General features: G+C 72.1%; 25 protein-coding genes and 1 pseudogene. 8 read left to right on the plus strand and 18 right to left on the minus strand.

Going from position 1 to position 23,592, the window contains the following annotated elements; translation table 11 throughout:
- Window positions 1–8: 8 nt before the first annotated feature.
- From ACFYYF_RS03060 to ACFYYF_RS03130, 15 genes are all read right to left on the minus strand, one after another.
- Window positions 9–308, minus strand: coding sequence for a hypothetical protein (locus ACFYYF_RS03060; protein ID WP_388770776.1), 300 nt, complete (start codon window positions 306–308; stop codon window positions 9–11).
- Window positions 305–1,534: a hypothetical protein gene (locus tag ACFYYF_RS03065; protein ID WP_388770778.1), complete on the minus strand. Its 1,230-nt coding sequence runs from the start codon at window positions 1,532–1,534 to the stop codon at window positions 305–307. The genes ACFYYF_RS03060 and ACFYYF_RS03065 overlap by 4 nt, the downstream gene beginning before the upstream one ends.
- Before the next feature lie 41 nt (window positions 1,535–1,575).
- The gene (locus tag ACFYYF_RS03070) at window positions 1,576–1,698 is read right to left on the minus strand and encodes a hypothetical protein (RefSeq protein WP_388770780.1); all 123 of its coding nucleotides are present in this window, start codon (window positions 1,696–1,698) and stop codon (window positions 1,576–1,578) included.
- 38 nt (window positions 1,699–1,736) lie between these two features.
- Window positions 1,737–2,252 (minus strand): hypothetical protein, encoded by a 516-nt coding sequence (locus ACFYYF_RS03075; protein WP_388770783.1) that lies wholly within the window; start codon window positions 2,250–2,252, stop codon window positions 1,737–1,739.
- Window positions 2,249–2,749 carry a RusA family crossover junction endodeoxyribonuclease gene (locus ACFYYF_RS03080; RefSeq protein ID WP_388770786.1) on the minus strand — a complete coding sequence of 167 codons (501 nt, stop codon included), beginning with the start codon at window positions 2,747–2,749 and terminating at the stop codon, window positions 2,249–2,251. The genes ACFYYF_RS03075 and ACFYYF_RS03080 overlap by 4 nt, the downstream gene beginning before the upstream one ends.
- Entirely contained in the window at window positions 2,746–3,108 is a 363-nt protein-coding gene (locus tag ACFYYF_RS03085; protein ID WP_388770789.1) for a hypothetical protein, read from the minus strand. Before ACFYYF_RS03085 ends, ACFYYF_RS03080 begins: the two co-directional genes overlap by 4 nt.
- Window positions 3,105–3,464, minus strand: coding sequence for a hypothetical protein (locus ACFYYF_RS03090; RefSeq protein WP_388770792.1), 360 nt, complete (start codon window positions 3,462–3,464; stop codon window positions 3,105–3,107). Before ACFYYF_RS03090 ends, ACFYYF_RS03085 begins: the two co-directional genes overlap by 4 nt.
- A complete protein-coding gene (locus tag ACFYYF_RS03095) occupies window positions 3,461–4,360 on the minus strand; it encodes a recombinase RecT (protein ID WP_388770794.1) in 900 nt (299 codons plus the stop codon). Before ACFYYF_RS03095 ends, ACFYYF_RS03090 begins: the two co-directional genes overlap by 4 nt.
- Before the next feature lie 2 nt (window positions 4,361–4,362).
- A complete protein-coding gene (locus ACFYYF_RS03100; RefSeq protein WP_388770797.1) occupies window positions 4,363–5,436 on the minus strand; it encodes a YqaJ viral recombinase family protein in 1,074 nt (357 codons plus the stop codon).
- A gap of 464 nt (window positions 5,437–5,900) precedes the next feature.
- Complete coding sequence (locus tag ACFYYF_RS03105) at window positions 5,901–6,377, minus strand: hypothetical protein (RefSeq protein ID WP_388770798.1); 477 nt, start codon at window positions 6,375–6,377, stop codon at window positions 5,901–5,903.
- Complete coding sequence (locus ACFYYF_RS03110) at window positions 6,374–7,033, minus strand: hypothetical protein (protein WP_388770800.1); 660 nt, start codon at window positions 7,031–7,033, stop codon at window positions 6,374–6,376. The genes ACFYYF_RS03105 and ACFYYF_RS03110 overlap by 4 nt, the downstream gene beginning before the upstream one ends.
- The gene (locus tag ACFYYF_RS03115; RefSeq protein WP_388770803.1) at window positions 7,026–7,328 is read right to left on the minus strand and encodes a hypothetical protein; all 303 of its coding nucleotides are present in this window, start codon (window positions 7,326–7,328) and stop codon (window positions 7,026–7,028) included. The genes ACFYYF_RS03110 and ACFYYF_RS03115 overlap by 8 nt, the downstream gene beginning before the upstream one ends.
- Window positions 7,321–7,614 carry a hypothetical protein gene (locus ACFYYF_RS03120; RefSeq protein WP_388770806.1) on the minus strand — a complete coding sequence of 98 codons (294 nt, stop codon included), beginning with the start codon at window positions 7,612–7,614 and terminating at the stop codon, window positions 7,321–7,323. The genes ACFYYF_RS03115 and ACFYYF_RS03120 overlap by 8 nt, the downstream gene beginning before the upstream one ends.
- Window positions 7,615–7,809: 195 nt before the next feature.
- Complete coding sequence (locus ACFYYF_RS03125; protein ID WP_388770809.1) at window positions 7,810–7,995, minus strand: hypothetical protein; 186 nt, start codon at window positions 7,993–7,995, stop codon at window positions 7,810–7,812.
- Window positions 7,995–8,417 (minus strand): helix-turn-helix transcriptional regulator, encoded by a 423-nt coding sequence (locus ACFYYF_RS03130; RefSeq protein WP_388770811.1) that lies wholly within the window; start codon window positions 8,415–8,417, stop codon window positions 7,995–7,997. The genes ACFYYF_RS03125 and ACFYYF_RS03130 overlap by 1 nt, the downstream gene beginning before the upstream one ends.
- Before the next feature lie 200 nt (window positions 8,418–8,617).
- Here ACFYYF_RS03130 and ACFYYF_RS03135 point away from each other — a divergent pair, with 200 nt between their 5' ends.
- Both ACFYYF_RS03135 and ACFYYF_RS03140 read left to right on the plus strand, forming a co-directional pair.
- Complete coding sequence (locus tag ACFYYF_RS03135; protein WP_388770812.1) at window positions 8,618–9,130, plus strand: hypothetical protein; 513 nt, start codon at window positions 8,618–8,620, stop codon at window positions 9,128–9,130.
- Between the two features lie 138 nt (window positions 9,131–9,268).
- Window positions 9,269–10,024, plus strand: coding sequence for a hypothetical protein (locus tag ACFYYF_RS03140; RefSeq protein WP_388770815.1), 756 nt, complete (start codon window positions 9,269–9,271; stop codon window positions 10,022–10,024).
- On the opposite strand, the gene ACFYYF_RS03145 is transcribed toward ACFYYF_RS03140, so the two are convergent.
- Entirely contained in the window at window positions 9,962–11,554 is a 1,593-nt protein-coding gene (locus ACFYYF_RS03145) for a recombinase family protein (RefSeq protein WP_388770817.1), read from the minus strand. The two genes, ACFYYF_RS03140 and ACFYYF_RS03145, sit on opposite strands and share 63 nt — an antisense overlap.
- A 66-nt stretch (window positions 11,555–11,620) precedes the next feature.
- Here ACFYYF_RS03145 and ACFYYF_RS03150 point away from each other — a divergent pair.
- Window positions 11,621–11,797 (plus strand): annotated as a pseudogene (locus tag ACFYYF_RS03150) (phosphoglycerate dehydrogenase); the annotation flags it as partial.
- Between the two features lie 26 nt (window positions 11,798–11,823).
- On the opposite strand, the gene ACFYYF_RS03155 reads toward ACFYYF_RS03150, so the two are convergent.
- On the minus strand, window positions 11,824–13,953 hold the full coding sequence (locus ACFYYF_RS03155; RefSeq protein ID WP_388770820.1) for an RICIN domain-containing protein: 2,130 nt from the start codon (window positions 13,951–13,953) through the stop codon (window positions 11,824–11,826).
- Between the two features lie 550 nt (window positions 13,954–14,503).
- On the opposite strand from ACFYYF_RS03155, the gene ACFYYF_RS03160 reads away from it, so the two are divergent.
- The 5 genes from ACFYYF_RS03160 to ACFYYF_RS03180 all read left to right on the plus strand — a co-directional run bounded on the left by ACFYYF_RS03160 (window position 14,504) and on the right by ACFYYF_RS03180 (window position 20,778).
- On the plus strand, window positions 14,504–16,879 hold the full coding sequence (locus tag ACFYYF_RS03160) for a SpoIIE family protein phosphatase (protein ID WP_388770823.1): 2,376 nt from the start codon (window positions 14,504–14,506) through the stop codon (window positions 16,877–16,879).
- A 249-nt stretch (window positions 16,880–17,128) separates the two neighbouring features.
- Window positions 17,129–18,484 (plus strand): arsenic transporter, encoded by a 1,356-nt coding sequence (locus tag ACFYYF_RS03165; RefSeq protein ID WP_388770825.1) that lies wholly within the window; start codon window positions 17,129–17,131, stop codon window positions 18,482–18,484.
- A 5-nt stretch (window positions 18,485–18,489) separates the two neighbouring features.
- Entirely contained in the window at window positions 18,490–19,014 is a 525-nt protein-coding gene (locus tag ACFYYF_RS03170) for a universal stress protein (RefSeq protein ID WP_361676248.1), read from the plus strand.
- A gap of 280 nt (window positions 19,015–19,294) precedes the next feature.
- Entirely contained in the window at window positions 19,295–20,152 is an 858-nt protein-coding gene (locus ACFYYF_RS03175) for an endo alpha-1,4 polygalactosaminidase (protein WP_388770827.1), read from the plus strand.
- Window positions 20,153–20,358: 206 nt separating this feature from the next.
- On the plus strand, window positions 20,359–20,778 hold the full coding sequence (locus tag ACFYYF_RS03180; protein WP_361675349.1) for a hypothetical protein: 420 nt from the start codon (window positions 20,359–20,361) through the stop codon (window positions 20,776–20,778).
- 76 nt (window positions 20,779–20,854) lie between these two features.
- On the opposite strand, the gene ACFYYF_RS03185 is transcribed toward ACFYYF_RS03180, so the two are convergent.
- Window positions 20,855–23,518 (minus strand): LuxR C-terminal-related transcriptional regulator, encoded by a 2,664-nt coding sequence (locus ACFYYF_RS03185; protein WP_388770830.1) that lies wholly within the window; start codon window positions 23,516–23,518, stop codon window positions 20,855–20,857.
- Between the last annotated feature and the right edge of the window lie 74 nt (window positions 23,519–23,592).

Here is a 23,592-nt window from a genome sequence, read left to right on the forward strand (position 1 = left end):
CTCCCTTCTCAGTCGGTGTCGGTGTTGTGGAGGGCCGCCCGGGCGGCAGCTGCTCCGCGGTGCGCGGTGTCGGGTGCCGGGCGGGGTCGGTACCGCCAGGCGTCGGGTGATCCGGCCAGCAGGTCGGGGGGTTCGGCTTCGGGGTCGGCGATCAGCTGGGCGACGGCGACTAGGAGTCGGCCCCAGGTGAAGTCCCGGCAGCGGGCCTGGGCGATCACGTCGCGGAGGTGGTCTGTTGACCAGTCCGGTCGGGCGGCGGCCGCGAGGGCGAGGAGCTGGTGCGTCGCGGGCCGGGGAACGTCGCTCACGTCCACGGCGGCCTCCCGGCTGGCTCGGGGCCGGGCGCGAGCCGGTAGGGGGCGTGGATGCCGAGCTGCCGTTCCCGCTCGGCGAGTTCGCCCGCGATCTGGCGGAGCCGCGCGGCGGCCGCACGGTCGCGGGCGCAGACGTCGCACGCACGGCCGGTGTGCCAGATCCGCCCCGACTCGCAAGCGGTCAGACCGCAGCCGCGGCGGACGATGCCCGGGCCGAGGAGCCACCGGCCCGGGTCACGGATCGTGTCCGTGGAGGCGTAACGGAACTCCAGCCGCTGGCGCAGCCGCTGCGGCTCCTGGCCCTCGCCGAGCTGTCGGCCGATCTCCCGAGCCAGCTCACGGACCACGTACGGCGCCAGGCCCGACAGCAGGCTCTTCACCGGTTCGAGGACTCGCCAGATCCGCGGAGCGAGACTCAGCGCAGGCCCCGCGTACGGGCGGCGGTACGCGGCGGGAAGCTGCGGGTTTTCCACAGGCTCTCGCGCTACTACCTGCTCTCGCCTACGGCGGATACCAAGGGCGGCGGTGGGCGGTTGATCATCCGGTGAGTCAGTCTCGTGGTCTTCCTTAGACGCGAGGGATCCCCCGTCAAGATCCCCACCCGATCCCTCTTCACCGTCCGCAGTGAGCGCCGGGTGCGTGGGCTCGTCGTAGACGGTGTAGAGGTGGCGGCCGCGGTATCCGGCCCGCCGGTCCACGCTGATCCACCCCAGGTCCTCCAGGCCGCGGAGGATGGCCCGGACCGAGCGCGGGTCGAGGGGCTGGCCGGCCTTCTTCCCGGACCGGTGGCGAAGGACCTGGCCGAGGTCGGCGAGCGTCAGGTGATGGCCCGTCGCCGTGGCGTACGACAAGGCGGCGTACGCGCGGAGCTGGCGGGGGCTGAGCGCTTCCGCCGCCCGGGTCGGGACCCAGGCCCCGTGCTCGGTGCGCGAGGCGACACGGACCCTGCGGACCGCGGTGTGCCCGCGGCCGCCACGGTGGGTGCGCCGGTAGCTGGTGACCTCGGCAATGTCGTCGTCGGGCGCCGGGCGCATGAGCTGCGTCAGGGCACGCTCCACCGTCGACTTGCCCAGCCCGAGCAGTCCCCCGAGGTAGGCGACCCCGGCCTCGCAGCCGCTCTCGCGCCGCGACAGCGCGGCCACCTTCACGTACACGGGGATCGCCGCGTCGGTGTAGTGGCCGACGACGACGCGGAGCGGTACGCGGACCTTCTGAGGCATGGGGTCACCTCCCTTCAGGGGCAGTCGGGTTGGGGGTGGGGTCAGCGGCGGGGCAGGAAGATGGAGGCGCCGCCGATCCATGTGAGGACGCAGGCGACACCGGCCGTACCGAGGGCGAGGGGGCCGTCGAAGCTGCTCATGCCGTACGTGAGGGCGCCGGACATGGCGCCGAACCGGAGGCCTGCGACGAAGACGGACACAGTCAGCCCTCGCTCTCGCCGTGCTCGCGAGCGGTGTTGAGGACGGCGGTGAGCCCGTCGGCGAGGGCCTGCATCTCGTGCCGGATCTCGGTGACCGTCAGCTCCGGGCCGTGCTGGATGCGCCGCGCGTACTCCCGCCAGTGCTCCAGACCCGCGCGGAGCCGAGCGGTCTCGATGAACGCGAGCATCCCGCCGGTCAGGCGCAGCGTGGACTCGGAGAGCTCCAACTGCCCCTCGTCGTCGAGGGTGCCGCGCGCGGTGCGCTGGAGGTGGAGGAAGCGCTGCGCGTCGCGCACCGCGTGCTCCTGGTCCTTGTTCGGCACCTCCAGGCCGACGATGCGGACCTTGACCTGAGGCTCCTTCTCGGTGCCGGGCGCCGGTTCCATCCGCTCGATGTGAGCGAACTCGACGATCGCCATGCGGCGGCTGCCGGGCTGGTCATACATGGGCCGGACGTGCGACTCCAGCGCCTCCTGTGCCGACGCGCTGACTCTCGCGTCGAACTTCAACTGCGTCATGACGAAGCCTCCTTCGGGGTGTTCAAGCGCCAGATCCGGATGACGGCGCCGGGGTGCGAGAGGGTGTCGTCGCCGGTGAGCACGTACCGCTTTTCGGCGGCCGTGTCGGTGACGACGGAGTCGTCCACGAGCACGCCGGCGTCCTTCAAGGCGTCCTGGGTGGAGCGGAGCAGCTTGTCGGTGTCCGGCTTGTCGGTGTCCGGCTTGCCGGTCGGGTACTGCGGGGCGGACGGCTTGACCTGGCCTGCGTTCCGGCCGGTGCCGAAGTGGCTCTTCGGGCGGGGCAGCGTGAACACGACCTCCAGCCGGACCGCCTCGCGGAGAGGCGACCAGCAGATGTCGTACGAGAGGACGTCGAGAGCAGCCGACTTCACGGCCTCGCGCCACGGCTTGACCTTGGCCGACGACTCGTACAGGGCCCCCGCAGCGTTGCGGGTCTTCGAGCCCTGGGGGCCCGGCGTGCCGTGCACAGTGATGTGGAAGGCGGGGCGGGTCATTTCCCCTCACCGGCCTTCCCGCGACGATCCAGCTCGGCCGCGGTGACCTGAAGGATCTCCGAAGCGACGACGCCGGGAAGCTCGTGCATGACGGCCAGTGCGCCGACGGTGGCCCCGGCGATAAGCAGCACCGTGGCGATGTCCTCCGGGGTGACACCGGCGTGCCCAACGAGCCGGTCCGCCAGGACATCAGCGAGCGCGTCGAGTGCCCTCCGACGGGGATGGTCGGGGTGACGCCGCCGCTGCTCTGCGAGTGCGTCAAGAGCGCTCTGCCGGGACCACGTCTCGGTCGTCATCGTTCGGTAGCCGCGTTCGATCAGCGCCCGCGCCATGGCTTCCTCGGTCGTGTTCTCGGTCACGGCTGCTCACCGGCCTTCGCGGCCCGGTCGAGGTCGTCGGCGGCGTACTGGAGGAGACCGGCGATATCGGTCCCGTTGAACCCGTGGAGCTCGGCAAAGACTCCGACCGCGCCGCCCGCCGCGAGTAGCACGGTCGCGATGTCGGCCGGCGGAAGGTCAACGACCTCCGTGAGGTCACGGACGAAGGTCGCTGCGGCTTGGCCGAGGAAGCGGACGTGTGCGTCGCCGGAGCGGTGGCGCCGCGCCTCCCGGAGGGCGTCGAGCATGCCCTGCCGGGTGTACGACTCGGTGGTGAAGGCGGGGGTGCCGCGCCGCCTGAAGTAGCGGGCCAGGGCTTCCCTGTGGGCGGCGGTCATTCCGTCTCACCGGCCTCGCGGGCGCCGGAGCCGGGTGTGGCGGTCGTCGGCCATGGCTGGCGGTCCGCGCTGTCCTCGCCGGGGGCTTGGTCGTCGCGGGCGAGGACTGTTCCTCGGATGACCGGGGGCGCGGACGTGGTGTCGTCCAGGTCGTCGTCCATCTCCACGAGCTCGGCGAGTTCGGTCGAGGTCGGGACGACCTTCCGCAGGCGCAGCACGCAGGACTTGGCCCACATGGCGTCGAAGTCGGTGTGCCAGGGCGAGTCCTTGGTGTTGTTCCGCTCGGCCTTCTTGTACGCCTTCGAGTACTTGTTGCGGATCTGCTCAGCCTGGGACCGGTTGAGGATGATGACCTGCGAGCGGCGGCCGTCGATCCACGCGAAGGCGTAGGCGAGGATCACGGGCCCGCGCTCTTCTTCGGTCAGGTCCACGCGCGGCTTGTGGAAGAAGTCTCTCGGCGACGGCTCGGTGGGCGTGTAGTCCCACTGGTCCCGTTCACGCACCCACCCGAAGTGCACGGAGTCGATGCGCGGGTGCCGGTACATCAGCTCGATCAGGCCCTGGTACATGGGCTGGAATGTCGCGACCTCGCCGTACGGGATGATCGCGGCCTGACGGCCGTCCGGCTCCAGACCGAAGCGAGCGCAGGCCAGGAACGCCTGGTGGACGCTGGCGTGTGTGCAGCGCTCCAGGTTCGGCATGACGGACAGGGCGACGCTCATGAAGTGGGCCTTGTCGACGTGCCGGGGCAGCGCGTCGGTGAAGTAGGTCGCGCGGCTCTGGAGCCATTGCAGGGCTGTGTCGCTGACGGCGAGGTCGGTGACCGGGGCCTGCTCGGGCTGCCCGTCGTCGGTTCCGCCGGTGGCCTGCTGCACGCGGCCCTTCAGGTCGGACATGGTCATCCCTCCGAGGGCGTGCGCAGGACGCGCGCCCGGTACTTGCGGTAGGTCTCTGAGTGGTCGGCGGCGAGGCGGTCGGTGTCGACGGCCGGGACCATGTGGGTGTAGGCGGCGGCGAGTTCGGGTTCGGCAGCGCGGAACCGCTTGTGCGCGAACTGGCCGTTGGCCTTCCAGGTGAAGACGGGCTTGCCGCCGACGGTGGCGATCTCTGCCGTCCCGGCGAGCTGCTTCATCCGGTTCTCGACGGCGGTCAGGTCGTCGTCCAGACGCGCGGCCTGGTCCTTCAGCTCGCGGCGCCGCTGGTTCAGGAACAGCGCCTCGACCGGGTCGACCTCGACCGCGGTCTCTTCGTCGGCCTCCCACATGCGGGCGAGGAGTTCGGCGGCGGCCCGGGAGCCGTCGACCTTCGGCGGGATGCCGGTCAGGACGTGGTCGAACCAGAACCGGTCGACGGCGTCCGCGAGCATCTGGCAGAGCTCGTCATCGCGCTCCAGGCGGAACCAGACGAGGTCGTCGTCGATGAGGCCGGCGAGGTGGGCCTGCCGGTATCCGGTGACGGTGAGGTACCAGTGCGCTTGCACGGCCGGGGCGTCCGGTGCTTCGTCGCCGTGCCAGTGTTCGGCGTTGGCGGAGCGCCAGGTGCGGGACTTGCACTCCAAGATGCCCGGGTCGGCTGCCTGCTCGTCGTCGGGGCGCAGGGTGAGCCGGTCGGGGTTGGCCAGCCAGTGCGCGTGCTCGACGTGCTGGAGGGTTCCGGGCGCGTCGAGGACGAGCAGGCCGGATTCCTCGGAGAAGAACTCGGCGGTCAGGCCTTCGAGTCGGTGGCCGCGCCGGGCCGCGCGTTCCAGGCGGGCGTCCGCCGTCTCTACGTGGAGGCCGACCTTCTCCTGCCAGACGTGCAGGGGGCCACGGTGGCTGCTCATGCCGAGGATGGCGGGTACGTCGGAGCCGCCGATTCCAGTGCGGCGGGCTGCGTGCCAGTCGTCCTGGTGTGCCCCTGCCGGCAGCAGGAGTCGAGCGGTGGGGAAGTGGAGCTCGCCCGGAGCAGGCGGGGTCACGGGTACCTGCTTCACACTGTGGTCCTCTCCGTCCTTGGATCCCGATGCGGCGCTGCTCATGCCGCCGACGGGTGACGTTGACTCCGGGCGAGCGGTCTGGGACCCGTACGGCGCAGGCGGGGTCTTCAGGCCTGTGAGTTCGGTCAGGCCCTCTCCCGCCTTCGCTCCCGACACCGGCTTTCTAGAGGCCGGTGCGGGTGACGTTGACGCCGTACGGGTGGTCTGGGACTCGCCCGGAGCAGGCCGCGTCTCGGGAGCGCCAGTAGGGGGCAGCTCCTCGGCGACCTTGGATTCCGTACCGCCGGGGTGCCTGAGGAAGGCGGCCGGGGACTTTGACTCCGGGCGAGTGGTCGGGATCCCGCCCGGCGCAGGCAGGTTCACCGGGGCGGAACGGCGCGGCCCCTCCCCTGCCTTGGCTTCCGCTGCACCTGCGGTGGGAGCGCAGGCGGCGGTCGGCTTTGACGCCGGGCGGGTGGTCTTCATCGCACCGTCACCGACCGGATGGTGAGGGTCGGGGAGGGCGCGGTGCGGGCGTGCTCGGCGATCTCGCGCATCGACTCCGCCCAGCTCGGGGAGAGGTCGCGCGGGGTCTGTCCGGCGAGGGCCTTGAGGACGTCGCCGTGGATCGAGTCGAGGACGTCGACAGGATCGGGCAGCGAGCAGATCTCGATAAGGCCGAGCGCTGTGTTCCGGGGGTCCCAGCCGGTGAAGACGACGGGGCCGGCGTACGGCCGGATGGCCGCGCCGAAGCTGGCCAGGACGCACGCTCCGACCGCGTTGCGCGGGAAGCGCTCCGGGAAGCGGAGGCCGACGTCGTTGACCCAGCCGCTCGCCTTGATGTCCCGCCGCAGTCCGACGCGGGCCTTGCCCTCGTCGCCGATGACGGCATCCCAGTCGATCTCGCCTTCGTGGTGGGTGAGGTCGCCTGCGGCCGAGATGACGGCGTACTTGATCACGGCTGCTCCTTCGTACTGGTGGGGTCGCCGATGTAGCGGGTCTCGACGACCCACTGGTTGGGCTCGCTGACGACCACCTGCGCGGAGAAGGCACCGGCGGGCTGCACCTCAGGCCACAGCCCCTTGGTGATGCGCCGGGCCGCGTTCCAGGCGCCGCTGTACGAGCTGTAGGGGCCGAGTGGAACGGCCTCGCCGGGGGCAGCGCGCATCTCGGCGACTCGATCGCGGAGGTTGCGACGCCACGCGTTGTATCCCCGGCCGACTCGGCGCCCGATGGACGCCGGGACAGGCAGTTCCGGGATCCAGCCGCGACGCCCCGCGAACTCAAGGGCGTCGGACAAGCACTGGACTTCGAGCTGGCGGCAGACTGCCAGGACGATGCTCTCGATCGTGGTCGCGGCGATGCCCAGACGTTCTCCGAGCGCCGCGTACGTCGCCCCGTAGGCAAGTCCGGTGAGGACTGCGAGATCACGCTCGGACAGAGGGCCCGACGCCTGCGCCCCGGCCGGACTGTACTGGGCGATGACCTTCTCGACGGCCGTGAGTGCTTCGAGGTCGTCCTCGGCTGCGGCCGCGCCCCAGAGGTCGTTGATGAACTCGCCTAGCTGATCGGCGCTCAGGTCGAGTGCCCACGGGAATGCGAGGTGGTCAGCCACGGCTCGCCCCCGCTTCCTCGCGGCGCGCGGCCTTCAACTGGCCCTCCAGGCGGCGGATCAGGTCGCGTTGGCGGGAGACCTCGCCGATGAAGGCAGGTACGGCGTCGCGGGCCCATCCGATGAACTCGACGACGGGCAGCTGCTCGTCGGTGTTCCAGGTCTGCAGAAATGCGATCGGGCCGACCTGGTCGGGCAGGCCGTACTCGTTCGGCTCGACGGGCCAGGGGCCCTTCGGCAGGCGCATGATGCGCCGCTGTGCCTCCGCGAGTTCGGCGTCGCTCATGGGCTCACGCATGGGGGCCGCCCGCCTCTTCGATCAGGCGACGGAGCAAGTCGGTCTCCCACGAGATGCCCATGAGCGGGGATCCGTCGAGGACGTCGCGCAAGGTGCCGGAGATGAGCATGACCCGGGCGCTGAGGAGCGCTTCGCGCCGGTGGTCGGCGGGGAGGTCGAGGGCGTCTCGGATGACCGTGAGCAGGTCCCGGAGGTCGTCGCGCTCCGCTTCCGCCGGGGTGCGGTCGCGCATCTCGCGGCCGAGGACCGTGGTGGCGGCGGTGGCTTGTGCGATGCTGGATTGCATCGGGTCCACCTCTTCCTCTCAAGGTGATGGGTGGTGGGCCGGAGGGTCCGCCGGGTGCACGGCGGGCCCTCTTCGTTGTTCAGGAGCCGAGTGGCCGGTCTGTGCGGCAGCGACGGCAGCTCATCCGCAGCGGCGGATTGCGGTGGTTGCAGGCCTTGCAGATCCAGTCGCAGACGACGTTGAGCAGGTGGGTCATCAGGCGGCGAGCCGCCCGGTGTTGACCGGTTTGGCGAGCCCGCCGAGCAGGACCACGAAGCGGCTGATCTCGGCGTCGGTCAGGCGGCACGCGGGGCACTCGCCGGGGTCGTCGCCGTGAGAGCAGGGCTCGTTCCATCCGGCCTCGAAGGCCTCGTCCGCGGTGTGGCACACGCGGCCCGCCATCAGGCCGGCCTTCCGGTGAGTTCTGCGGCGTCGTCCGCCGGGAGCAGGTCCGCGACTTCGCAGTCCAGCGCTTCGGCGATCGCCTTCAGGTCCTCGGGCGAGAGGTCGGCCACCTCGCAGCCGAGGAGTTCGGCCATCTTGCCGAGGCTCCCGGGGCCGAAGGTGACGTCGCCTTCCGTGACGAGGCTCATGAGCTGGTGAACACGGGTGCGGGCTTCGTTGACCGGGACGAGGTCGTCGACGTCGCACCCCAGGACATCGGTGATCTTCGAGAGGTTCGCCGGCGAGAAGTTCGCGGTGCCCTTCTCAACCATGCAGACCAACTGCTTGCTGACCCCGGCCTGATGAGCGAGCGCGGTCTGACTCAGCCCCCGCTCGATCCTCCGGCGCTTCAAGCGCGTTGGGTCCAGTGGCGTTCTCATGGCTGAGACAGTACGACACAACCTCGGACAGTACAAGCCTGTACGAGCTACTTGATCTGACTTTCTTTGACACGACAACGAGCCGTCCCGACGGAGCCGTTCCAGGTGTGGAGGTTGTGTGGGGAGCCCTAGGCAGGGAGGCAACTCGGTTCGATACAGTTCAAGAAAGTCCAATAACCTCGGGAGCAGGGACGACGGCCATGGCAGCACCGGCGACACCCCCACCGCCGGAGGCGACGCTCATCCGCCTCGTACGGGAAGCGTCCGGGCTGAGCCCGGAGACCGCGGCGGCCCGCATGGAGACCCGCTTCTCCGGCAGCCGCTGGCGCCAGATCGAACGCGGCTGGCGTGGCGACTCGGGCACCCCTGTGATCGCACCGGACGTGACGCTGGCTCAGATGGCGTTCACCCTCGGCATCAGCGCGGACCGCCTGGCCGACACGGGCCGTGACAAGGCAGTCGAGATCCTGCGCGAGATGGAGCAGAGCAAGGTTCCCCCGCCGGCCCCCATACAGGAGACGGCCGAGCCGCTCGCCCAGCTCGAAGAGTGGCAGCAGAAGGTCATCCTGAACGCTCTCGACGAGCGCCCGCGCAGTGCCCGCGAGAAGGCGCTCCTGCTGCGCACGCTGGCGGAGCAGATCGAGGCCCAGGACGACGGAAACGGATCCACCGACGACCCGTCGAACAGCAAAGCCCCAGGTCGTAGCGCCTAGCGAAGCGTTGGCCAGAACTACATAACGGACAGGTCACGATCCTTTTACACGCGTCATAAGTTGTCCAAAGTTGACGCACGCTCTACTCCTGCACCACACATTTCAGCCAACCGTGTGCTGCTCGTAGGGGAGGATCACATGATCATTCTCGCGGGTGCACTCGGCGCACTCCTGCTCGCGCTGCTCTTCCGGCGACTGAGGCGACTCAGTCGGCAGCTTGCCCAGCTACGCGTCGAGCGCGACTGTGAACGGATCCTTCGTGACATCGGGATGACCTGGGTCGCGGAGACCAACTTGCACGAAGTGGAGGATGCACAACCGGCCACGCCCATAGATGCTCCGGTGCGCCGCAAGGGCCACCTGTCTCTGTACCTCGGCCAGAACGTCAGCGGCTTCCTGACCCAGCGCCGCAACCAGCGGCACCTGGCCGTCGCCGCCGGCACCGCCGTCATCGCCAGCGCGGCCGTCGTCGCCGCACTGGTGACCGTCCCCGGCTCAGGGTTCGAAGGACCGCCCGACGGGGGGCCCGACGTCGTCACCCATGCCGGTAAACGGTCCGGCCGCTCGCCGACGGACACTCCCGATCCGTCGGACCCGGCACCGACCGACGTACCGACGGACCCGGCCACACCTGTCCGCTGGGACTCGACTACCGACATCGGCCTGAAGGTTGCCACCGTCGTCGAGCCGAGCCCCCAGACTGTCGCCTCCGCCAAGCCGACACCCCGCCACACCTCGGCGAGCCCGCCCGGCACCAGCGGAGCATCCACACCGCCGCCCACTCACACCGCTCCCGCTCCGCTGCCGTCACCGCGTCCGACGGCAACGGACTCACCCGCCCTGAACGTCTGCGCCACCGTCAGGCCGCTGCTGGGGCTCTGTCTCGGACTGTGACCCATCCGGTGTGGCCCTGAGGGACTTCCGGTGCAGCACCACGCTGTCCGGATCGAACCCGGGGCCACGCCGGGCCGTCGCGAACACCTCGACCGTGAAGAGCGCCGCAATCACTTCATGACGGACGTCGATCAGCTCGGCCTCCCACGCTTCGCGGCTGATCCCAGCCATGCGTGTCAGCAGTCGCTGCCGTGAGCTCAAGGCCAGCTTGTTCCGCAGCTCCGCGATCTTCCGGTCGAACGAGGCGAGGGCCAGAGCCGCCAGCGCCGGGTCGACATCGGGGTGATCGGCGAGGTCCTGGAGCTGCTGCTTCGTCTGCCTCTTGCGCTCCTCCAGCGCACTGATCTCCGCGGCCACCTCGGGCGCGCCGTTGGAAGCCGCCGCCTGGAGCTCCGTCAGGAACCGCTGCGAGTTGAGCAGCCGAAGGACCCGACCCGAAACGTAGGCGTCCAGGTAGACGTCACTGCGGCTCAGCCGGCACTCGTGGCAGTAGTAGTTGGCCCGCCGCGGGCGCCCCTTCTGAGTCGTCGGCTTCCGCCCCCAGTGCGTACCGCGGCACCGGTTGCACTTCAGCACGTCACGCCCCGACAGGAGGTGCCGTCGCCCGGCTCCGGGATTCGGGGTCTCGGCCCGCCGCCGCTCGTGTAGAGCGATCAGTGCCTCGCGCTGCTCGTTGGAGATCACCGGCTCCCACACGGCCTTGTGCAGAATGCCGTCGAGCTCGATCATCCCGGCGAGGCGAGGCGACGTCAGCAGCGCCCACAGTGTGCGGGATGACCACTGACCGCCCAGGGTCGTGGTGGAGACGGAGTTCATGTACGCCATGACGCCGCGCATCGACAGGCCCGCCAGGAGCTTCGTGACCGCTTCCTTCAGGTGCTCGGTTTCCTCCGGCACGATCTGGTTGTAGTCCAGGATCGGGACCAGGACCTGCTCGCCGGTCTCGGGGTCGCTGCGCAGCTTCATCCTGCCGGTCGGGACGCCCCAGCCGTACGGGCGGGAGCCGCCCTGCTGGCCCTTGCCGCGCAACTCGACGTCGGCCTTGTAGCCGCGCTTGCGCCGGCGGGACAGGTTGTCGACCTCGCGGCAGGCCTGTGCGGCCTCGATGCGCAGGATGAAGCGGTCGTCGGGGCTGGACAGGTCGCGGACGCCGCTGACGGATGCGAGCGGGATGCGCCGGGTGTCTGCGATGTTGAGCAGCAGCTCGAGGTCGTACGGCTGCCGGATGAGCCGGTCGCCGTGGTAGGTCATGATGCCGTCGTGGTGGTGGGACGCTTTCGGGTCGGCCGGGTTGAGGCGGCCGCTGTCACGGTCGAGGGTGAGCAGCATGCGGTCCCAGTCGGGGCGCTTGCGGTTGCGCTGCCAGGCCGAACGGGAGTTGTCGACGTAGACGCAGCAGAACTCCGGCCAGCCGAGGCGGGCTCCGGTGGTCCGCCCGTCCGCTTCCTGGTTCTCGACCTTCTCCAGGGAGCCGTCGGGGGCATAGGACAGGCGGGTGTACAGGCAGGGCCGTTGCGGGATCGGCAGCACGGCTTCTCCTTCCGGAGCGTGGCAGACAGCATGCTCCGAAGTAGCAGTGTCTTCTAGAGGTCGAAGGTCTTCGACCCCGAACCGCCCACCCCGGCCCTGCGGTTGCTCAAGGCACCGAACGTCGTGCTCTCCCCGCACGTCGCCGGTGTCACCCGCGAGACGCTCGTACGGATCGCCCTGGCCGCGGTCCAGAACGCCGCGGACTTCATCGCGGGCAAGCCGCCCCAGGACGTCGTCTCGTGACCGAACGCCCCTGGGGTGTCTCCGCCCTAGGGGCGTTCGGTCCGCCAGCGCTGGATGTCGGAGTAGTCGCGGACCTTGACCACGATGTCGGCGCCGGGGTCCGTGGACACGGGCGCGACGGCCAGCCCGTCGCGCCCGCGGGACAGCAGCTCGCCCTCGTCGGTGAGGTCGTAGCGCAGGTCCTCGCGCCGCTGCTCGTCCTCGACGGCACAGCGGCCGAGGAGGAGGACACCGTCGTCGGCCCGCGCGTCGAGGCAGAGTTCGGGCCCCGCGACGCTGCGCAGCAGGCCCTCCCTCTCGTACACCCACTGCTGGGTCCAGGCGGACGAGCACACGTCCAGCGTGGCCTCGGCGCCCTCCACGGCCCTCGCGTCCCGTACGTCGAGGCACAGGTCGGCGTCCACGTTGCGCAGCCGGGTCCGCTCGCCCTTCGCGGCGACTCCGGCCGCCGTGGACGGTGTCGACATCACGGGCGGGACCTGTGACCCCTGGGTCGGCGACAGCGTCCGGCTGCTGCTCGCGGCGGCGGATTCGGCGCCGCCCTCCTCGTTCGGCCACAGACTGACCGCGAGGACGGTCGCCACCAGGGCCGCCGACAGTCCGGCCCCGGTGACCAGGGCCTGCTGTGACCCCTCCGAAGGCCTGGCGGCCCGGCGCCCGGTCGAGGCGAACAGGGGCTGAGCCCGCCGCCGCCCACCGGCTCGCCCACCGCCCACGGAACGCACACCCGCTCCGGACCCCACGCCGGCTCCGGCACGCACACCGGCTTCGGACCCCACGCCGGCTCCGGCACGCACACCGGCTTCGGACCCCACGCCGGCTCCGGCACGCACACCGGCTTCGGACCCCACGCCCACTCCGGCACGCACACCCGCTTCGGACCCCACGCGGGCTCCGTGATCCCCGCCCGCGCCGGAGCCCCCCTCGGCTCCCGGACGTCCACCCCGCCCCGAGCGCCCGTCGGCTCCCGGGCCTCGGCCCACGCCCGAACGCCCGTCGCTCCCGAAGCCTCCGGCCCCGCCCGACGGCGCGTCGCTCCCGAAACGTCCGCCCAGGCCGTCGTGGTCCTCGGTCCCGAGGCCTCCGACCCTGCCCGAGCGCCCCTCGGCTCGGGGGCCACCGCGCCCGGCGGAGCGGCCGCGGCCCACCTGGGGCTCGCCGTTCTCCGCGCGTGCGTCGTCCCCGGCGCCCGCGGCCTCTCCGGTCCGTCCACGGCTCGACGGGCGTCCCTCGTCCGGGAGACGTCCGTCCTTGCCGGCGCTCTCACCGCTTCGCTTCCGCCTGCCCCGGAACGGGGAGACGCTTTGCCGCAGCAGCCCCTGCCGTCCGCGCGACCGGCGGGAGTCGTAGTAGCGGCGGGCGCCCCAGCCGAGCACGGACTCGGCGATCAGGACTCCCAGCCCACCCTCGAAATGGCTGAGTTGTGCCGCCGCGTGGCGGCAGTAGGAGCACTCCGACAGATGCTGGCGCACCTCCGGCAGCAGGGCGTCGCCGCGCCGGATCGGCGCGTCGAGGAGCCGGTTGTGGAATCGGCATTCCCTGGTCGGGGCGAATTCCAGATGGGCCCGCAGACATGCCTGGCGGAATTGCTCACGGGCCTGTTCCCAGGCGGCGACCGCGATGGGCTCCTCCAGGCCGAGAAGACCGGCCGGGACGGACAGCGACTCCGCCTCCACCTCGGTGTGCCACAACAGGCACCGGGCCATGCCCGGAAGACCGAGGAAAGCGTGTTCGGCGAGTTTGCGGTTCTCGCCCGTCATGGACTTCGCCGCGCGCATTCCGCGGCCCCCCGCGGGTTTGCGCAAGGCCGGCAGGGCCTCGCATATCCGGTCGTCCGCGGCCCAGGTCCGGACGGTGTCCCGTACCGTCACGAGGAGTTCGGGCCGCAGCGCGAAAGCCTGCTCGCCCTCGCCGATGCGGTCCAGGACGTGATGGAAGGAGGCATCGGTCACCAAGGAGGCGACCCGTGACGAAGTGGCGAGGCAGATCACCGCGTAGTCGTACGCCGGACGCCAGTGCCTGGCCGTCAGCAGGGCGACGGGACGGGCGGTGTCGGCCTCCGAACCGCCCCTCAGCACAGCGGCGAGTTCCTCGTCGGGCTCGCCGAAGTATCCGCCCGGCGGACGGTCGGGCAGCGGCGGGTGGGGGGTGCGCACGGGAGCGGGTTCCTTCCGAGGTGCAAGGGGCACACAGGACGTGCTTGCCCGTCGAAAAGGAATCCCGATTGGTGTGGACCTTTTGACGGAGCGCCGGGAGAACGGCCGGGGACGAAGGCCGTGCGGCGACCGTCGCTCAGGGGGCCTCTTGGGCCCGTCGACAGCCGGGAATGGCGAACAGCGATTCAGACCCGGCCCTTGACCAAGCGCGGGAGGCTCACCCTCGCACAACACGCTCTCCGTCAACAAGGCGCACGAGCGAGTTCAGCCTTATTGAAATCGCGTCAAAAGCGATCGGCGGCCCGGCCTGGCCGAAAAGGCTTTCCCCCTCCCCCGCGTTCCGGGCGAACCGTGCGCGGACACCGGGTTCTCACGCACGCTTCCCGCGCACGGAACTCCCCGGCCGACGCGTCCACGCGTGAGCCGTCCCGCCCGCACGACTGTCCCGGCTCTCCGCGTTCGAGGGTGCGCGAGACGCCCAGCCACTACTCTGGAGCCCGGACGACGCGCTTGTTCACTGTGAGTGTGCGTACAAGGGAAAGTGGCGACGATGAGCCCGGTCCACCCTCTCGACGAGACCGCCACCGCACGGGCGGTCATCGACGGGAACGGCACCCTGATCCACTGGAGCGAGGGCGCCCGCCGGCTCCTCGGCCACACCGCGGAGGAGGTCGAGGGCCGCCCGGCGGCCGATCTCCTGGCCCCCGGAACCCCCGGCTCGCTCGCGGGGTCCGGCGGCGACCGCCGGTTCGGGGTGCTCGCCCTGCGCCACCGCGACGGCCGGGTCCTGTCCGTGTGGCTGCTCGCCCACCGCCTGGAGCGGGACGGGGACTGGCTCGTGCTCACCCCGCTGGAGGGCCGCGAGCCCCGCGCCCTTCAGGACCCGCTGGTCCGCGCCGTCCTCGCGCAGGCACCCTGCGCCATGGCCGTCTACGACGAGCAGCTGCGGCTGTACGGCCTGAACGACGCGATGTCCGAGGTGATCGGCCTCCCGGAGGACCGCATCCGGGGCCTGCGCCCCTCCGAGATCGGCTCCCGGCAGAACGGCGAACTGGTCGAGCGGGAGATGACCGAGGTCCTCGCGTCCGGCCGGGCGCGCTCCGTGGAGACGTACGCGCGCGGCGGCGGCGAGGTCCGGGCGCACCACTGGCTCGCGCGGATCGCCCCGCTCACCGACACCCACGGCCGCGTGATCGGCGCGTGTGTCGCCGCGCACGACTTCACCGGGGAGCACCGCGCCCGCGAACGGCTCCAGCTGGTCAACGAGGCGAGCGTGCGCATCGGCACCACCCTCGACGTCACCCGGACGGCCCAGGAGCTGGCCGACGTCTGCGTCCCGGCCCTCGCCGACTTCGTCAGCGTCGACCTGCTCGACCCCCCGGAGGACGGCGAGGAGTACGAGGTCGGGCCCCCGGCCACCCCGGTCACGCTCCGCCGCGCCGCCCACCGCTCGGTGAACGCGGGAAACCCGGAGGCGGTCCTCGAACCCGGCGACGCCGACATCTATCCCGTGTCCTCGCCGCAGGCCGACTCGCTGATCGCCGGCCGGCCCCTCGTCGCGCCGAACGCGGACGGCACGCTGGCGGAGTGGCTGAGCTGGGACGGACCGCGCGGCAGACACGTACGGGAGTACGGCGTCCACGCCACGATGTCGGTGCCCGTCCGGGCCCGCGGCAGAACCCTCGGGGTGGTCGTCCTCAGCCGGTTCCGGCGGCCCGACCCCTTCACCACCGACGACGTGCTGCTCGCCGAGGAAGTCACCGCCCGGGCCGCCGTCTGCATCGACAACGCCCGCCGCTTCTCGCGCGAGCGGCAGACCGCGCTGGCCCTTCAGCGCAGCCTCCTCCCCCAGTCCCTCCCCCGGACGGCGGCCCTGGAGGCGGCGTCGCGCTATCTGCCCGCGGCGCGTGCCGGGGTCGGCGGCGACTGGTTCGACGTGATCCCGCTGTCCGGGATGCGCGTCGCCATGGTCGTCGGCGATGTCATCGGCAACGGCATCCAGGCCTCGGCGACCATGGGCCGGCTGCGCACCGCCGTCCGCACCCTCGCCGACATCGATCTGGCGCCGGACGAACTGCTCACCCACCTCGACGACCTCGTCGTACGGCTGTCCGTCGAGGCCGGGGCCGAGGGGACCACCGGGGAGGTGGGCGCCACCTGCGTCTACGCGGTGTACGACCCGGTCTCCCGGCGCTGCACGCTCGCCAGCGCGGGCCATCCGCCGCCCGTCGTCCTGCCGCCGGACGGACCGGCCCGGCAGATCGACGTGCCGCCCGGTCCGGCGCTGGGCCTGGGCGGGCTGCCCTTCGAGTCGGCCGAACTCGACCTGGCCGAGGGCACGGTGCTCGCGCTGTACACCGACGGCCTGCTGGAGAGCCGCGACCGGGACGTCGAGGCGGGCCTGAGGCTGTTCTGCCGCGCCCTCCAGGAGTCGTCCCGGGATCTTGAGGCGGCGGCCCACGCGATCCTCCGGGCGCTGCTTCCCGCGGGCGGCGCGCCGGACGACGTGGCGTTGCTGCTCGCCCGTACGCAGGGCCTCGCCCCGTCCAACGTGGCGACCTGGGACATCCCCGCCGACCCCGCCCTCGTCGCGCCGATCCGCAAGCAGGTCGCCGACCAACTGGAGCGCTGGGGTCTGACCGTGGCCACCTTCACGGCCGAACTGGTCGTGAGCGAACTGGTCACCAACGCCATCCGCTACGGCGAACCGCCCATCAGGCTGCGGCTCATCCACGACACCGAGATCCTGATCTGCGAGGTCTCGGACAGCAGTCACACCGCGCCGCACCTGCGCCGGGCGAAGACGTTCGACGAGGGCGGGCGCGGGCTGCTGCTCGTCGCCCAGCTCACCCAGCGCTGGGGCAGCCGGCACACCCCGGAGGGCAAGACCATCTGGGCGGAGCTGTCCCTCCTCGGCGAGGAATGAGCGCCGCTCGGGGACCGGCCGACGACGGGTGAACGCCCCTCGGGGACCCGCCGAGGACGGGTGAGTGCCACTCAGGCACCGGCCGACGACAAGCGGGCGCCGCTCGGAGACCGGTTCGACGACGCGTGAGCGTTGTCCGGGGAACCGTTCGGCCATCAGTCGTCGCCGCCCCGTGCTGAGCGGAAGACCGGACGGGGCGGCGACGCGAGGGGAGGGCCTTCACGGGCCCCCGCCGCCCCGTCTGATGTGATGGAGGGCGCCGCCATCACCGCCCGGAGGAACACCATCCTGAACAGCCCGCTCGTCCACGGCGTCCCCGGCGCGGCCGGCACCCCCCTGGCCGCCGCTCTCGCGAGCCCGTTCGCCGAGTCCCTGTCCGTCGTCCTGCTCGCGGCCGTCCTGGTGTGCGCGGTCGTCCGGCCGTTCAACTGGCCGGAGGCGGTCGTGGCGGTTCCGGCCGCCGGGCTGGTCCTGGCCACCGGCGCGATCTCCTGGGACCACGCCCGCGCGGAGGCGGCGCATCTGGGTCCGGTGATCGGCTTCCTGGCGGCGGTCCTCGTCCTGGCCAAGTACTGCGACGACGAAGGACTCTTCCAGGCGTGCGGCGCGTGGATGGCCGGCTGGGCGGCGGGGCAGCCGGGCCGGCTGCTGACCGCGGTGTTCGCGCTCGCCTCGGCGATCACTGCGGTGCTCAGCCTGGACGCCACCATCGTGCTGCTCACCCCGGTCGTCTTCGCGACGGCGGCGCGGATGGGGGCGCGCCCGAAGCCGCACGTGTACGCGTGCACCCACCTGTCGAACACCGCCTCGCTGCTGCTGCCGGTCTCCAACCTCACCAACCTCCTCGCGTTCACCGCCAGCGGTCTGAGCTTCACGCGGTTCGCCGCGCTGATGGTGCTGCCCTGGCTGGTCGCGATCGGCGCCGAGTACGTGGTCTTCCGGCGCTTCTTCGCCGGTGACATCGCGGCGGGCGCGGCCGCTCCGCGTGCGGAGGAGGCGCCGGCGCTGCCGCTGTTCGCCCTGATCACCGTGGGCTGCACCCTGGCCGGTTTCGTCCTCGCCTCGGCCGTGGGCATCGACCCGGCCTGGTCCGCCGCCGCGGGGGCCCTCGTGCTGGCCGGCCGGGCTCTCCTGCGCCGCCGCACCACCCCGCTCACCGTGGTGCGCGCGGCGGCGCCCTCCTTCCTCGCCTTCGTCCTCGCGCTCGGCATCGTCGTCCGCGCGGTCGTCGACAACGGTCTGGCCGACGCCCTCGACGGTCTCCTCCCGGACGGCGACTCGGCGGCGGCCCTGCTCGGCATCGCCGCGATCGCCGCCGTCCTGGCCAACCTGATCAACAACCTGCCCGCGGTCCTCGTGCTGCTGCCGCTGGCCGCCGACTCGGGCGCGGGCGCGGTGCTGGCCGTCCTGCTCGGCGTCAACATCGGACCCAATCTGACGTACGCGGGTTCCCTCGCGACGCTGCTGTGGCGGCGTATCGTGCATCAGCACGAACACGGCGTCGATCTCAAGGAGTTCACCCGGCTGGGCCTGATCGCCGTACCCGCGGCGCTGGTGCCGGCCGTGCTGGCGCTGTGGCTCTCGCTCCAGGTCATCGGAGGCTGATGGACATGCGGGTGGTCGTCTGGCTGGCCGAGGGAACCTGGCCCGCGTGCGTGGACGCCGTACGGACGCACGCCCCCGGGGCGACGGACGTGGTGCTGCTGCACGTCACGGACACCGCCGTGCCCGGTCTCGCGCACGGCGCCTTCGCCGGGCTCCTCGGACGCGGGCGCTCCGAGCCCGACCCCGGCGACCTCCTGGAGACCCTGGGCACGGCCTCCGCGGCCGAGCTCCTGGACGCGGCGGCCCGGCGGCTCGACGGCCCGGCGACCCGCCTGGAGCGCACGGGCCGGGTGGAGCGGGAGGTCGTCGCGGCGGCGGAGGGCGCCGATCTGCTCGTCCTGGCCCGCGACGGCGACCGCAGCCGGCTCGGCCCGCACAGCCTGGGACCGGCCGGACGCTTCGTCGTCGACCACGCCCCCTGCCCCGTGCTGCTGGTGTGGCCCGAACCGGCGCCGGACGTCACGACGTTGCCGCCCCCGCCCCCGCATCCGCCGCACCATCCGGATCATCCGCACCACCCGCGCCCCTGAGGACGCCGGACCGGCACCGTCCCCGGGGACGCCGGCCCCCGGGCGCCCCGTGGTGCGGTGCCGCCTGCCGCGGGCGGAACAGCGTAGCGGCGGCGGCCCCGGCCCGGGCGGGCATTTGACGAAGCGGGGCCCGCACGATTTGATCTCTGGGTGCCGTGGCGCGACCCGGCACCCAGAGGTGCGCCCAGCCGGTGACGGACCAGCTCCAAGTCCGGCCAAAGTCGCCAGGACCGCTCGCGGCGTCCGAGGCGGGGACGTACTCGCGATTCGTGGAGCGGACATGCCTCCCGTCACACGTGTTCTCCGTACCGGAGTCCGGGCCTCGGCCACGACCCTGGCCGTCCTCCTGACACTCGCGGGCTGCGACACGGGCAACGACACGAGCGCCTCGTCCGGGCCGGCGCCCCGCCCCGGCCGGACGGCGACCTCCGTGCGACTCCCCCCGCTCCACGCGGGGTTCGACTACCAGATCGGCGGCGCCTACCCCCCGGCCGCCGACGTCCGCGTCGTCAGCCGCGACCGCTCGTCCTCACCGGCCCGCGGCCTGTACAACATCTGCTACGTCAACGCCTTCCAGGCCCAGCCCGAGGAACGCGGACAGTGGCCCGCCGACCTGCTGCTGCGCGACGCGGACGGCGAGGTCGTGGTGGACAAGGACTGGAACGAGGCGCTGCTGGACATCCGGACGCCGGACAAGCGGCGGCGGGTGGCCGAGCGGGTCGGCCGGTGGATCGACGACTGCGCCGACAAGGGGTTCGACGCGGTCGAGCCCGACAACTACGACAGCTACACCCGCTCGCACGAGCTCCTGACCGCGAACGACGCGACGGCCTTCATCCGCCTGCTCTCGCGGCACGCGCACGCCCGGCATCTGGCGATCGGGCAGAAGAACACCGCCGAACTCGCGGGAGTCCGGTCGCGTGCCGGGCTCGACTTCGCGGTGGCCGAGGAGTGCGGCGAGTACGACGAGTGCGGCACGTACGCGAAGGCCTTCCACGACCGGGTGGTGGTGATCGAGTACACCGACAGCGGGCTGCGCAAGGCCCGCGCGGCCTTCGGCGACCGGCTGAGCATCGTGCGCCGGGACGTGCTGGTCTCGACACCCGGCAGCGAGGACTACGTCCGCAGGACGCACTGACGGAGGCCGGGGCGGCACGCGTGATCGCGGGCCGCCCGCCGCACCCGGTGGCGGCCGCTCCCGGGCGTGGCGGCCGGGCCGCGGCAGCCTCTCGGGGGCGGATGTCCGTTCACCGTCACCCTCAGGGGGTGAGGCCGGTGGGGCCCGGGTGCCGCAGGCTCGTGGTGAGTGGCTGCGGTCGCAGCCCGTGCAACGGAGGTCTCGCCATGGCAACCACCCAGCATCACACCCGCTCCAAAGGCACACTGACGGCCGCGAGCGGTCTGATGATCTTCGCCTCGGTGATGCTGTTCGTCTCCGGCGTCCTGGACATCCTGCGGGGCGTCATGGCCATCGCCGAGGACGACGTCTTCGTCACCACGCAGAACTACGTCTTCAAGTTCGACCTGACGAGCTGGGGCTGGATCCATCTGGCACTCGGCGCACTCGCCGTGATCGTGAGCCTCGGCCTGTTCACGGCGGCCACCTGGGCCCGGGTGATCGGCATCGGCATCGCCGCGCTGCTGATCGTGGCCAACTTCCTCGACATCCCGTACTACCCGGTCTGGTCTCTGACGCTGATAGCCCTGTACGGATTCGTCATCTGGGCGCTCTGCGTGGCACGGCCGGACTCGGACGCGCTGTAGCCGGACGACGGCGCCGGAGCCGGACCGGACCGGGCTCGACCCGACCGGCCGGCATCCGGTGCGAGCGGTCCGCGGCTCACAGCAGGTGCAGGTCGCGGGCCCGCCGTACGGCCTCGCCCCGGCGGGTGGCGGCGAGCTTGCGGTAGACGCTCTTGAGGTGGGTCTTGACCGTGTTGACCGACAGATGGAGGTCGGCGGCGATCTCGTCCCGCGACATCATCTGCGCCAGCCGTTCCAGCACCTCCTGTTCGCGCTCGCTGAGCGGTTCGATCACCAGCTCGCACACCGTGTCCCGGCCCGTCCGCGGGTCCTGTCCGGTGGCCCGGACCGCGGCGGCCTCCGGGAGCCATTCATGTCCCTGGGCCAGCACGGGCCGGTGCCGTACGAAGGTCCGCAGCCAGGGGCCGGTCTCCAGGAACGGCCGCCTCAGATGCTCCGGCCTGGCCGTCCGCAGGGCCCGCGCCACCAGCCGCTGGGCGGTGGAGTCGTCCCCCAGCGCGTCCGCCGTCTGCGCCCGTGCGAGCAGCACCCGGACGGCGACGGCCGGCCCCTCGTCCATCTCGGCGGGGAGGGCGTCGAGCAGGGCGCGCGCCGCCTCACGGTCACCGGTGGCGAGCCGGGCACGGGCGGCGGCGGCCGTGGCCTCGGGCCCGGTCGCACCCTCCTCGACCAGCACGTCCATCGCGGCGAGCGGTTCGCCCAGGGCGAGGTAGGCGGTGGACATGGCCAGAGCGGCCCGTTCGCCCACCCAGGGCGAGGGTTCGACCCCGTGCGGAAGGCGCTTCAGCTCCTCCAGGACGCGCAGCGCCTCCTTGGGATGTCCCTTGGCCAGCAGCATCCTGGAGCGCACCAGGGCCAGGCCCGCCGTCGCGACGGGATCGTGCGCGACCGCGCTGGAGGCGGTCGCCTGGTCCAGGTGGGTCTGCGCCGCGGCCAGGTCGTCGCGGTCGACGGCGACCGCCGCCAGGACGAGCTGGGCGACGCCCGTGCGGGCGGGGGGCGGCAGGCCGGAGCGCTCCGCCCCGGCGACCGCCGCCCGCGCGTGCGACTCGGCGCGGCCGGGGCGTCCGCACAGGAGGTCGATCAGGGCGAGCCGGCCGAGGGATTCGTGCCGGGGCGAGGCGGTGGACGGTCCGTCGTCGACCTGGGTGACGGCGGACAGCGAGATCCGGGCCGCGTCGAGCCGTCCCGCCCAGAGCTGTGCGGAGCCCAGCGCCGTGAGCATCAGGGCCGGCAGCTCCGGGTGCCGTTCCAGCTTCTCGGCCGGCACGGACAGCTCCGCCGCCGTCATGTCCTCGGCCGCCGCCTGCGCCCCGTCCGCCGAGCCGGTCAGCCGGGCCGCGAACACCCGCAGCAGCGCGTGGCTCAGCCGCAGGGCCGCCGTGCCGGTCTCCTCGCCCTCCAGGTCCTCCCCCGCCCGGCGCAGATGGTCCAGGCCCCGGTCGATGTCGTGGCGGACGAGTTCCCGGGCGGCGCGCACCAGGCACGCGGCCGGTCCGGCCGCGTCCGGCGGCATGGCGGCGAAGAGTCCGTCGAGGCGCTCGGCGTCGAGGCCGGTCAGCAGTTCGCCGACGGCCAGCTCGTCGACGAACCGGCCGGCCGCGAGCTCCCATTCACCCGCGCCCGCCGCGTGCGGCAGGGCCTCCGCCAGCAGGCCCGCCTCGCTCAGCCAGCGGGCGGCCCGCCGGTGCAGCTCGGGCTCCAGACCGGGGAGCCTGACCCGCAGGTGGACCCGCAGGATCTCCGCGAACAGGGGGTGCAGCCGGTACCACGAGTGGCCGATGGCCTCGACGAAGGCGTTGGCGTGCTGGAGCCCGGCCAGGATGGCGTCGGCGTCGTCCCGGCCCGTCAGGGCGTTGGCCAGATCCGGGTGGATCTGGTCGAGGATGCTCGACCGCAGGAGCAGGTCCTGTGTCTCCCGCGACTGCGCCTCCAGGACCTCGGCCAGCAGGAAGTCCGCGAGCGTGCTCTGGCCCGCCTCGAAGTTCTTGATGAAGGTGTCCGGGTCGTCGACGTGCTGGGCGGCCAGGATGCACAGGCGCAGCCCGGCCGCCCAGCCTCCGGTCCACTCCGTCAGCGAGCGCGCGCCCTCGTCCGACAGCCGTATGTCGTGACGGTTCAGCAGCGCGGCCGTCTCGCCGGGGACGAACGCCAGGTCGGCGCCCCGCACCTCGGCGACCGCTCCGGCGGCCCGGTAGCGGTGGAGCGGCAGTTGTGGCTCCGTACGGCTGACGACGATCAGCCGCAGGCCGCCGCCCGCGTGGCGCAGTACGAACTGGAGCTCGTCGGCGACCTCCGCCGAGGCGCCCACCCGGTCGAACTCGTCGAGCACGAGGATCACGGGCTCGGCCCGTTCGCTCAGCCAGGCCGCAAGCCGGGTCAGCAGGGAGTGGTCCACGTCGCCGGGGCTGGACGGGCTGCCGATGTCGTCGGGGACGGCCGCTCCGTGGCGCCGCAGGGACTCCAGGACGTACGTCCAGAAGATGCCGGGGCCGGTGTCCTCGTGCTCCACGGTCAGCCAGGCCACGTCGTCCGGGCGGTCCCTCGTGGAGATCCAGTGGGCGACCAGGAGTGTCTTCCCGGCGCCGGCGGGCCCGTTGACCAGGGTGAGGGGACCCCGTACTCCCTCGGTGAGGCGCCCGGTCAGCCGCGGCCTGCGGACGAAGGTCTCCGTCAGGTCCGGGACGGTGAACCGGACGGCGAGCAGCGGGTCTCCACCCGGTGTCAGCAGCCCGGCCATGGGGTCCTGCCTCCGCGATGTCTCGGCAGCGGTGAAGCGTCCGATCCGATGTGGTCCGGGTCCACGGCTCCCTC

The organism is Streptomyces sp. NPDC001914, assembly GCF_042891215.1.
In the GTDB taxonomy this organism is placed as follows: domain Bacteria; phylum Actinomycetota; class Actinomycetes; order Streptomycetales; family Streptomycetaceae; genus Streptomyces.